The 10675-nt window shown below is 68.1% G+C and carries 9 protein-coding genes; 7 read left to right on the plus strand and 2 right to left on the minus strand.

What is annotated here, in order from left to right; translation table 11 throughout:
- Positions 1-17 precede the first annotated feature (17 nt).
- The 5 genes from rpsL (at position 18) to AB0P18_RS04385 (ending at position 6366) form a co-directional block, all read left to right on the plus strand.
- The gene (gene rpsL, locus AB0P18_RS04365) at positions 18-386 is read left to right on the plus strand and encodes a 30S ribosomal protein S12 (RefSeq protein WP_091703622.1); all 369 of its coding nucleotides are present in this window, start codon (positions 18-20) and stop codon (positions 384-386) included.
- A gap of 5 nt (positions 387-391) precedes the next feature.
- Entirely contained in the window at positions 392-862 is a 471-nt protein-coding gene (gene rpsG / locus AB0P18_RS04370; RefSeq protein WP_179430918.1) for a 30S ribosomal protein S7, read from the plus strand.
- 102 nt (positions 863-964) lie between these two features.
- The gene (gene fusA, locus AB0P18_RS04375; protein WP_363359088.1) at positions 965-3079 is read left to right on the plus strand and encodes an elongation factor G; all 2115 of its coding nucleotides are present in this window, start codon (positions 965-967) and stop codon (positions 3077-3079) included.
- Positions 3080-3236: 157 nt separating this feature from the next.
- On the plus strand, positions 3237-4430 hold the full coding sequence (gene tuf, locus AB0P18_RS04380) for an elongation factor Tu (RefSeq protein WP_344051751.1): 1194 nt from the start codon (positions 3237-3239) through the stop codon (positions 4428-4430).
- 100 nt (positions 4431-4530) lie between these two features.
- Positions 4531-6366 carry a DUF4012 domain-containing protein gene (locus AB0P18_RS04385; protein WP_363359089.1) on the plus strand — a complete coding sequence of 612 codons (1836 nt, stop codon included), beginning with the start codon at positions 4531-4533 and terminating at the stop codon, positions 6364-6366.
- Here AB0P18_RS04385 and AB0P18_RS04390 read toward each other — a convergent pair.
- Both AB0P18_RS04390 and AB0P18_RS04395 read right to left on the minus strand, forming a co-directional pair.
- The gene (locus AB0P18_RS04390; protein WP_363359090.1) at positions 6356-7510 is read right to left on the minus strand and encodes a glycosyltransferase; all 1155 of its coding nucleotides are present in this window, start codon (positions 7508-7510) and stop codon (positions 6356-6358) included. The two genes, AB0P18_RS04385 and AB0P18_RS04390, sit on opposite strands and share 11 nt — an antisense overlap.
- Positions 7507-8979 (minus strand): sugar transferase, encoded by a 1473-nt coding sequence (locus AB0P18_RS04395; RefSeq protein ID WP_363359091.1) that lies wholly within the window; start codon positions 8977-8979, stop codon positions 7507-7509. The genes AB0P18_RS04390 and AB0P18_RS04395 overlap by 4 nt, the downstream gene beginning before the upstream one ends.
- A 271-nt stretch (positions 8980-9250) precedes the next feature.
- Between AB0P18_RS04395 and AB0P18_RS04400 the strand changes: the two genes are divergently transcribed.
- Positions 9251-9466, plus strand: coding sequence for a hypothetical protein (locus tag AB0P18_RS04400; protein ID WP_344051760.1), 216 nt, complete (start codon positions 9251-9253; stop codon positions 9464-9466).
- A 249-nt stretch (positions 9467-9715) separates the two neighbouring features.
- Complete coding sequence (locus AB0P18_RS04405; protein ID WP_363359092.1) at positions 9716-10633, plus strand: hypothetical protein; 918 nt, start codon at positions 9716-9718, stop codon at positions 10631-10633.
- Positions 10634-10675: the final 42 nt, after the last annotated feature.

Genomic DNA, 10675 nt, shown 5'->3' on the forward strand with positions numbered 1-10675 from the left:
CATTACAAGGAGAGAACGTGCCAACCATTCAGCAGTTGGTTCGCAAGGGACGCTCGCCCAAGGTCGCCAAGACCAAGGCCCCCGCCCTGAAGTCGAACCCCCAGCAGGCGGGCGTCTGCACCCGCGTGTACACGACCACGCCGAAGAAGCCGAACTCGGCGATGCGCAAGGTCGCCCGTGTCAAGCTCCGCAACGGCACCGAGGTCACCGCGTACATCCCCGGCGAGGGCCACAACCTCCAGGAGCACTCGCTCGTGCTCGTCCGTGGTGGTCGTGTGAAGGACCTCCCCGGCGTCCGCTACAAGATCGTCCGCGGCGCCCTGGACACCCAGGCCGTCAAGAACCGTAAGCAGGCTCGCAGCCGCTACGGCGCGAAGAAGGGTTAAGGAACATGCCTCGCAAGGGACCCGCCCCGAAGCGCCCCGTCGTCAACGACCCGGTCTACGGCGCACCGATCGTCAGCCAGCTGGTGAACAAGATCCTCGTCGACGGCAAGAAGTCGCTCGCCGAGTCGATCGTCTACAACGCCCTGCAGGGCGTGGAGGCCAAGAACGGCCAGGACGCGGTCGCCACCCTCAAGAAGGCGCTCGACAACGTGCGCCCCACCCTCGAGGTCAAGAGCCGCCGCGTCGGTGGCTCGACCTACCAGGTGCCGGTCGAGGTCAAGCCTCACCGCGCCAACACGCTGGCGCTGCGCTGGCTCGTGAGCTACGCGAAGGGCCGTCGTGAGAAGACGATGACCGAGCGTCTGCAGAACGAGATCCTCGACGCCTCGAACGGCCTGGGAGCCGCGGTCAAGCGCCGCGAGGACACCCACAAGATGGCCGAGTCGAACCGCGCCTTCGCGCACTACCGCTGGTAATCAGCATCCGAATGTGCGGGGACCGCGACCCGGTCCCCGCACTTCACCCCTGATCTCGGTCGGGCGCACGAGCGTCCGGTCGATCACCCGAGAGGAAACCCCGTGGCACAAGACGTGCTCACCGACCTCAACAAGGTCCGCAACATCGGCATCATGGCGCACATCGATGCCGGCAAGACGACGACGACCGAGCGCATCCTGTTCTACACGGGCGTCAACCACAAGATCGGTGAGACGCACGATGGTGCGGCGACCACCGACTGGATGGAGCAGGAGCAGGAGCGCGGCATCACGATCACGTCCGCCGCTGTGACGTGCTTCTGGAACAAGAACCAGATCAACATCATCGACACGCCCGGTCACGTCGACTTCACCGTCGAGGTCGAGCGTTCGCTCCGCGTCCTCGACGGCGCCGTCGCCGTCTTCGACGGCAAGGAGGGCGTCGAGCCCCAGTCCGAGACCGTGTGGCGTCAGGCCGACAAGTACGACGTCCCCCGCATCTGCTTCGTCAACAAGATGGACAAGCTCGGCGCGGACTTCTACTTCACGGTCGACACGATCATCAACCGCCTGAAGGCCAAACCCCTCGTCATCCAGCTGCCCATCGGCGCCGAGAACGACTTCGTCGGCGTGATCGACCTCGTCGAGATGCGCGCGCTGGTGTGGCCCGGCGATGCCAAGGGTGATGTCACCATGGGTGCGAAGTACGAGATCCAGGAGATCCCGGCCGACCTCGCCGACAAGGCCGCCGAGTACCGCGAGCAGCTGCTCGAGACGGTCGCCGAGTCCGACGAGGAGCTCCTCGAGAAGCACTTCTCGGGCGAGGGCCTCACGGTGCAGGAGATCAAGGCCGCGATCCGCAAGCTCACGATCGCCTCCGAGGTCTACCCGGTCCTCTGCGGCTCGGCGTTCAAGAACCGCGGCGTGCAGCCCATGCTCGACGCGGTCGTGGACTACCTGCCCTCGCCGCTGGACGTCCCGGCGATCGAGGCCAAGGACCCCAAGAACGAAGAGATCATCATCGAGCGCCACGCCGACCGCGAGGAGCCCTTCGCGGCCCTGGCGTTCAAGATCGTGACGCACCCGTTCTTCGGTCGCCTGACCTACATCCGCGTGTACTCCGGTCACCTGGACTCCGGTGCCCAGGTCGTCAACGCGACCAAGGGCAAGAAGGAGCGCATCGGGAAGATCTTCCAGATGCACGCCAACAAGGAGATGCCGGTCGACTCCGTCACCGCAGGTCACATCTACGCCGTGATCGGCCTGAAGGACACCACGACCGGTGACACGCTGTCCGACAGCGCCAACCAGGTCGTCCTCGAGTCGATGACGTTCCCGGAGCCCGTGATCGAGGTCGCGATCGAGCCCAAGACCAAGGCCGACCAGGAGAAGCTGGGTCTGGCGATCCAGAAGCTCGCCGAAGAGGACCCGACGTTCCGCGTCGAGCAGAACTCCGAGACGGGCCAGACGGTCATCAAGGGCATGGGCGAGCTGCACCTGGACATCCTGGTCGACCGCATGAAGCGGGAGTTCAAGGTCGAGGCCAACGTCGGAAAGCCCCAGGTGGCCTACCGCGAGACGATCAAGAAGGCCGTCGAGCGTCACGACTACACGCACAAGAAGCAGACCGGTGGTTCCGGCCAGTTCGCGAAGATCCAGTTCGGCCTGGAGCCCCTCGAGGTCACGGCCGACAAGACCTACGAGTTCGAGAACAAGGTCACCGGTGGTCGCATCCCGCGCGAGTACATCGCGCCGGTCGACCAGGGCTTCCAGGACGCGATGAACGTCGGCGTGCTCGCGGGCTACCCGATGGTCGGCGTGAAGGCGATCCTGATCGACGGTGCCTCGCACGACGTCGACTCGTCCGAGATGGCGTTCAAGATCGCCGGCTCGATGGGCTTCAAGGAGGCCGTCCGCAAGGCGAACCCGGTCATCCTCGAGCCGATCATGGCCGTCGAGGTCCGTACGCCCGAGGAGTACATGGGCGACGTCATCGGCGACCTGAACTCGCGTCGCGGCCAGATCCAGTCCATGGAGGACGCCGCCGGCGTCAAGGTCGTGCGCGCCCAGGTGCCGCTGTCCGAGATGTTCGGCTACATCGGCGACCTGCGCTCGAAGACCTCCGGCCGCGCCGTCTACTCCATGGAGTTCGACAGCTACGCCGAGGTTCCGCGCAACGTCGCGGACGAGATCGTCCAGAAGAACAAGGGCGAATAGCCCGGTGGATGCCGGGGCTCAGGCCCCGGCATCCCACCCCTTCCACAACTTCACAGACTCGCACGACCCCTCTCCACTAATGTGGAATCAATCCCCGTAGAAAACCGGTCGCAATCCAGCGCCCGGACGATCTACACGAATGTCCTAGGAGGACCCAGTGGCTAAGGCCAAGTTCGAGCGGACCAAGCCGCACGTAAACATCGGAACGATCGGTCACGTCGACCACGGCAAGACCACGCTCACCGCTGCCATCTCGAAGGTGCTCGCCGACAAGTACCCGTCGGCCACCAACGTGCAGCGTGACTTCGCGTCGATCGACTCCGCTCCCGAAGAGCGTCAGCGCGGTATCACGATCAACATCTCCCACGTCGAGTACGAGACGCCGAAGCGCCACTACGCGCACGTCGACGCTCCCGGTCACGCCGACTACATCAAGAACATGATCACCGGTGCCGCCCAGATGGACGGCGCGATCCTCGTGGTCGCCGCGACCGACGGCCCGATGGCCCAGACGCGCGAGCACGTGCTGCTGGCCAAGCAGGTCGGCGTGCCGTACCTGCTGGTGGCGCTGAACAAGAGCGACATGGTCGACGACGAGGAGATCCTGGAGCTCGTCGAGCTCGAGGTCCGCGAGCTGCTGTCGTCGCAGGACTTCGACGGCGACAACGCCCCCGTCGTCCGCGTCTCGGGCCTGAAGGCGCTCGAGGGCGACGCCGAGTGGACCGAGAAGATCGTCGAGCTCATGGAGGCCGTCGACGCGTCCATCCCCGACCCGGTGCGTGACAAGGACAAGCCGTTCCTCATGCCCATCGAGGACGTCTTCACGATCACCGGTCGTGGCACCGTCGTCACGGGCCGCGCCGAGCGTGGCACGCTCGCGATCAACTCCGAGGTCGAGATCGTGGGTCTGCGCCCGACGCAGAAGACGATCGTCACCGGTATCGAGATGTTCCACAAGCAGCTCGACGAGGCGTGGGCCGGCGAGAACTGTGGTCTGCTCCTTCGCGGCACCAAGCGTGACGACGTCGAGCGCGGCCAGGTCGTCGTCAAGCCCGGTTCGGTCACCCCGCACACCAACTTCGAGGGCACGGCGTACATCCTGTCCAAGGAGGAGGGCGGCCGTCACAACCCGTTCTTCACGAACTACCGCCCGCAGTTCTACTTCCGCACCACCGACGTCACCGGTGTCATCACGCTGCCCGAGGGCACCGAGATGGTCATGCCCGGCGACACCACCGACATGACGGTCGAGCTGATCCAGCCCATCGCCATGGAAGAGGGCCTCGGCTACGCGATCCGTGAGGGTGGCCGCACCGTCGGCGCCGGCACGGTCACGAAGATCCTGAAGTAATACTCGCGACACGCGATCCGAAGAGGGTCGGGCCTTCGGGCCCGGCCCTCTTCTGCGTCGTTCTCGGTGATTTCCGGGCCGCCCGCGCTACAGTTCCCCCGTGCCCGAAACACCGTCGAACGACGTGCTCCTCGACGAGCCCGCTCCCCGTCGCCGTCGTCGTCGGATCTGGCCGTGGGTGCTCGGATTCTTCGGGCTCCTCGTCATCGTCCTGGTGGTCGCCGGCATCCTCGGCGCCCGCCTCTTCAGCGAGGCGATGGATGTGCGCGACGACCTCGAGGCGGCGAAGTCGCGCCTGGGCAACGTGACCGAGCTCGTCCGCAGCGGGGACGCCGAGCAGTTCTCGGCGGTCGCCGCCGACGTGCTGACCTACACCTCGGATGCCGACCGCATCGTGCAGGGGCCCCTCTGGCAGTACGCGTCGTGGGTGCCGTTCGTCGGGCAGAACGTCGCTGCGATCCGCGACACGACCGAGGCGACGCACATCCTCGTCCGCGACGCCCTGCCGGCGAGCTTCACCGTCCTCGGCGCGATGCAGCGCGAGAACATCCGGTTCGAAGGAGGTGGCTTCAACCTCGCGACCTTCCGCGGTGCGCTGGACGCCCTCCCGGCCGTGGATGCGGCGTTCACGGAGGCGAGCGCGAAGATCTCCGGCATCGACCGTGACGCGCTCCTGCCGTTCGTCGACGACGCCGTCGGGCAGGTCATCGACGTGATCGAAGAGTCCGCGCCGATCGCCCATGCGGCGACGGAAGTGCTGCCCACCGCGCTGAAGATGCTCGGCGAGGACGGACCGCGCACCTACCTGGTGATCTTCCAGAACAACGCCGAGATCCGCGCGACCGGGGGCGCCGGCGCGGCCGGAGTGTACGTGAAGGCCGACGGCGGCCGCATCGAGCTGCTCGGAACGACCGGTTCGGCGTCGTTCGAGATCGACGGCGTGTCCGGCACCGCGCAGCTCGCCCTCCCGGCGGACACGCTCGCCCTCTACGATGACGAGTTCTCCCGGTTCTCGCAGAACTACACCAAGACTCCGAACTTCCCGACGGCGGCCCGCCTGTTCCAGGCCGTCGCGCCCGTCACGGACGGGTACACCGTGGACGGGGTGGTCTCGCTCGACCCCGTCGTGCTCGGCGACATCCTCGCGGTGACGGGTCCGGTCACGGTCGACGGCATCGAGGTGAACGCGGACAATGCTGTGTCCCTGCTGCTGAACGAGACGTATTTCCGCTTCCCCGGAGATCAGGCACCGGCTGACGCGTTCTTCGCTGCGACCTCCGCCCTGGTCTTCCAGAAGCTGGTCTCTGGCGACTGGGACCTCACCGCGATGCTCGACGTCTTCGGGACCGCGGGGGAGCAGCAGCGGCTGTACGGCTGGTTCTCGCGCCCCGAGGAGGAGCAGGTCGCCCAGCGCCTCGGGATCGACGGGGCGATGAAGACCGACAACACCGAGGCGACCGAGGTCGGGATCTTCCTGAACGACGCCGCGGTCAGCAAACTCGAGTACTACCTGTCGACCTCGATCGCCATCACGTGCGACGCCGCCGCACGCACGGTCACGACGTCGATCACGATGACGAACAACGTCGACCGCGACGACCTGACTTACCACATCGGCGCTCTGCGCTCCCCCCGCTACGGCGGCTCGAACACCACGATGCTCCTGGACGTCCTCTACTTCGCGCCGCCGGGTGCGTCCATCACGAGCGCGACCCCGGCATCGGGCGACGCGGAGGGCCTGGACCGAGCGAGCACCGAGGACGGCCGCAACGCTCAGAGCATCGCGATCCTCCTCGATCGCGGCCAGACGCGGACGGTGTCGTACACGAGTGCGCTGCCCGAAGGGCCCCTCGCCCCGCTGTCGGTCCGCTACAGCCCGACCGTGACGGACACCCCGGTCGCGATCGACGCCGGCTGCGCGCAGCTCACAAACTAGATCCCCGCGCCGTCCCCGACTCGCGTGCCCCCGCGTCCGCGGACGTCGTGACCTGTGCACCCATCCAGTCCCGCAGTGCCGCGTCGAACACTATCGCGTCGAAGCGTTCGGCGTGCGCCGATACCGCGTCCGGGCGCAGCAGTGCGCACGCGGCGGCCGCCTCGCGGATCTCGGCGGGGGAGGACGGGTCGAACAGCGCGCCGCCCACGCCGGCGCGCACCGACTCGCCGGCGCCGCCGATCCGATTCGCCATCACCGGCGTCCCGGACGCCATCGCCTCCACGGCGACGAGACCGAAGTCCTCGACCGGCGGGAAGACGAACAGGCGCGCGCGCTGCATCAGGGCGAACACGAGCGCGTCGCTCGGCTGCACCAGCAGCCGCACCGGGACGTCCGCGACCGCCGCCATCGCGCGCAGCTGCTCTTCGAGCGGGCCGTGACCGGCCAGGACCACCGGCAGCCCCAGCAGCTCTCCCGTCCGCATCACGACATCGAGGCGCTTGTACGGGATGAACCGGGAGACACCCAGGATGAAGTCCGTGGGCAGCGTGTCCAGCGCCCGGCGCTCGGCATCCGTCAGCTCTCGCTCCCACCGCCCGCTGCGGATGTGCGCGACCTCGACCGGCGGGTGGATCACGGTCGCCTCACGCCCCCACGCGCGCTCGATGCGGTCGGCGACGAACCGGCTGTTCGCCGCGAGCCGCGTCGCTTCCTGGGCCGCGCGCCGGTCGATCGCGCGCAGCGGGGGTCCGGCCAGGCGTGCGGCCAGGTTGTCGCCGCGCGCATCGAGCTCGGGAGCCCACAGGTAGCGCGCCGGCGTGTGGACATAGACGTACTTCGGCACATCGGGTCCGACGTTGACGTGGTGTGCGAACGCGTGCGAGCTCACCAGCGCCCAGTCGTACCCGTGCCGCGGAACGCGCCACGTCGGCGGCATGAGCGGGAGGGCGAGGGCTTTGCGTCGGCGCAGCGGCGTCCGTGCGAGCCACGTCTCGCGCACCCGCCGGGAGCCGTAGCGCTGCGGCGCATCGTTCCAGAGGCACAGCATGTCGGCATCCGGGTACAGCCCCGCGAGTCGGTCGAGCACGCGCTCGGCGCCGCCGGTCTGCTCGATCCACTCGCTGACGAGCAGGCCCCGGCTCATGCGGCGGTGTTTCCGGGTGCGAGGGCCGCGCGGGCGGTCTTGAACAGGATCACCACGTCGCCGACGAGCGTCCAGTTCTCGACGTAGGAGAGGTCCAGCCGAACCGACTCCTCCCATGACAGGGTCGAGCGGCCGCTGATCTGCCAGAGTCCGGTGATGCCGGGCTTGACCATGAACCGGCGGTGCACGTGATCCGCGTAGCGCTCGACCTCCCGGGGGAGCGAGGGCCGCGGGCCCACGAGAGACATCGAGCCGGTCAGGACGTTGATCAGCTGCGGGAGCTCGTCCAGGCTGTAGCGGCGCAGGAACCTGCCGAGGTTCGTCACGCGCGGATCCTCGACCATCTTGAACAGGACTTCGTTGCCGGCATCCCGCTGCGGTTCGAGCTCCGGCAGCAGGTCCTCGGCGTTCGCGACCATCGTGCGGAACTTCAGCAGTCCGAACTCGCGACCGTCGCGGCCGACGCGGACCTGACGGAACAGGGCGGGGCCGGGGGAGGTCGAACGGATGCCGATCGCGATCGCCAGCAGGAGGGGGCTGAGCACCACCAGTCCGATCGCGGACAGCAGGACGTCCAGACCCCGCTTCGCGAGCCGCTGGCCCTTGCTGTAGCGCGGGGTCTCGACGTGGATGAGCGGCAGACCCGCGACGGGTCGCGTCTGGATGCGGGGGCCGACGACATCGATGATGCTCGGCGCCAGGACGAGGTGCTGGCGCCCCGCCTCGAGCTGCCACGAGATGCGCTTGACCACGGACGGCGGCAGCTCGTCCGTGCTGGAGATCGCCACGGTGTCGGCGTGCACGGCCGTCAGGGCCTCCGAGATCGACAGGACCGAGCCGACGATCGGGATGTCGGTGCCGCGCACCGTCCCGCCGGGGACCGCGAGCGGCACGCACGCCCCCACGACGAGGTAGCCGGCGCTGGGGGAGCGGCGCAGCGCGTCCCCGATCTGCGCGACCGAGCTCTCGGAGCCGACGAGGACCACGCGGGCGCTGAACTCCCCGCGGGCACGCTTGACCACGAGCCACTGACGCCAGAGCCATCGCTCGAGCAGGAGGAACAGCATCCCGAGCGGGAAGGCGATCAGGAGGTAGCCGCGGGCGACGTCCACGCGCAGCAGGAAGGCGAGGATCGCGATGATGCCGAACAGGCGCACGCTCACCGAGATGATGCGGATGTACTCGGTCGAGCCGGTGCCGATCGTGCGGTCGCTGCGCGAGTCCACGAGGCTGAGCGCCCACATCCACGCCACCACGAGCAGCGCGGAGAAGAACCAGTAGGACACGACGCTCAAGCGCGAGTCCTCGCGGATGGAGACCTGTGCGTTGCCGAGGCCGAACCAGGCGATCTGCGTGCCGAACGCGACGACGATGAGCGCCGCCAGATCGCTCAGCCACAAGCGCACGGTGTAGCGCGAGCGCCAGTCGGGCGCGGGTGCGCCGACCAGCCCTCCTGGTGCGTGCGTCATGCGCATCGGATTTCGTTCTGCCGTCGGCGACGTCGCCGAACGGACGACAGTGGTCGCCACGATTCCCCTTTCGCGGCGAAGACCGCCCGAAGGAGGTGCGCGTCGCGTGCGTCCCCAGAACACACGCGGCGTTCGCCGCAGTGGGGCCATTCTGCCACCGATCGGGGGAATCCGTCCCTCAGGATTCGCATAGGTGCTCCGCTCTTCCCTCAGGCGCGGCGGACGGACAGACTGGGGGCGCGCGACGTGGCGCCGACCGGAAGGGATCAGCATGGGCATCGACGACCTGGTGAATCAGGGCAAGGACTTCCTCGAGCAGAACAAGGACAAGATCGCGGAGGCCCTGGGCAGCGAGCAGGCCGAGAACGTCAGTGACGGAGCCCTCGACGCGGCCGCGGAGTTCGTGAAGAAGGTCGCGCCCGAGAGCGCCCACGGCACGGTCGACGACGTACGCGACAACATCGACAAGAGCATCGGTACCGAGTAGCTCCCGGTCGCTTTCTCCCTTTCTCTCCCCCGCCCGCCGAGGTGGTGGGTTTCCCGTCGAGGTGGTGGGTTTCCCGTCGAGATGGTGGGTTTCTCGCCGAGGTGGTGCACGCCATCTCGGCGCGAAGGGGACCACTTCGGGGAAAAGGGGACCATCTCGGCGGTTCCTGCCCAGGGCCCCCGACGGCGCACTCCCCACAGATCGCGGACGGGGCGCCCCGCGCGACCGCGCTCGCGTCACAGTGTGTGAGTGACCGGCATCCCGAATCGAGCGCTCCTCGTCACCCGCACCCGCGCCGAGCGCGAGCGCGGACTGGATTACGGCGGGGTCGCGGGGGACGGGCTCATGCGGCTCCGTCCGGGTGTGCGCGTGCACGCGGCGGATTGGGAGCGGCTGTACGGCGAGGCCCAGCTGCGGACGCTCGCTCACGCCGTCGCCCTGCGGACGGAGAGCCCGCGGGCGACGAACTCGCACACGACGGCCGCGGCGATCCACGGCCTTCCCCTGTTCCGCACGCGCGCGGATCGCGTCCACTTGACGATTCCCGGCCCGAGCAGCCGACATGACAGTCCCGACGTCGTCCGCCACCACCTCCCCCTGAGTGAGGCGGATGTCGAGATCATCGACGGACTGCGAGTCACGACCCTCAGCCGGACGGTCTACGACGTCATCCGGATGACCTCGCTGGAGGCGGGCGTGTCCTGCTTCGACGCGGCCCTCCGCCAGGTCGCGTGGGACGATGACACGCGTGAGTACGACGCGGTCGCCGCGGCCGGCTTCCGCCAGGGCGTGCTCGACCGGATCATCGCGCACACCGGTGCCCGCGGCATCCGTCACGCGCGCTTCGTCACCGACTTCGCCGACGGACGCGCGCAACTGCCCGGCGAGAGTGTCAGTCGCCTGTGGATGTGGCAGCTCGGGATGCCGGCCCCTGAGCTGCAGCGGAGGGTCGAGCTGGACATCGGCGGACTCGCGTTGCTCGATTTCGCGTGGCCCGCCCTCGGCCGGTGGGCGGAATTCGACGGCGCGGTCAAGTACACCGACCCGGGAATGCTCGCAGGCCGGTCCGCGGATGAGGTTCGTCACCTGCAGAACGCGCGGGAGGATGCCGTCCGGGGTGAGTCCCATAGCGTGGTGTCAATTCCCGCGGGGTTCTCGTCGTCGTAGACGTTGAAGGGCCACCGTGGGATGACCAGTTGTTTCCGGCAA

Origin of the sequence: Microbacterium sp. NPDC064584, assembly GCF_040687315.1 — a bacterium.
Classification (GTDB): Bacteria; Actinomycetota; Actinomycetes; order Actinomycetales; family Microbacteriaceae; genus Microbacterium; species Microbacterium lacus.

Coding starts and splice junctions, on each gene's coding strand:
- rpsG (WP_179430918.1), top strand. CDS start 392: ATGCCTCGCAAGGGACCCGCCCCGAAGCGCCCCGTCGTCAACGACCCG.
- AB0P18_RS04390 (WP_363359090.1), bottom strand. CDS start 7,510: ATGAGCCGGGGCCTGCTCGTCAGCGAGTGGATCGAGCAGACCGGCGGC.
- AB0P18_RS04395 (WP_363359091.1), bottom strand. CDS start 8,979: ATGACGCACGCACCAGGAGGGCTGGTCGGCGCACCCGCGCCCGACTGG.
- AB0P18_RS04400 (WP_344051760.1), top strand. CDS start 9,251: ATGGGCATCGACGACCTGGTGAATCAGGGCAAGGACTTCCTCGAGCAG.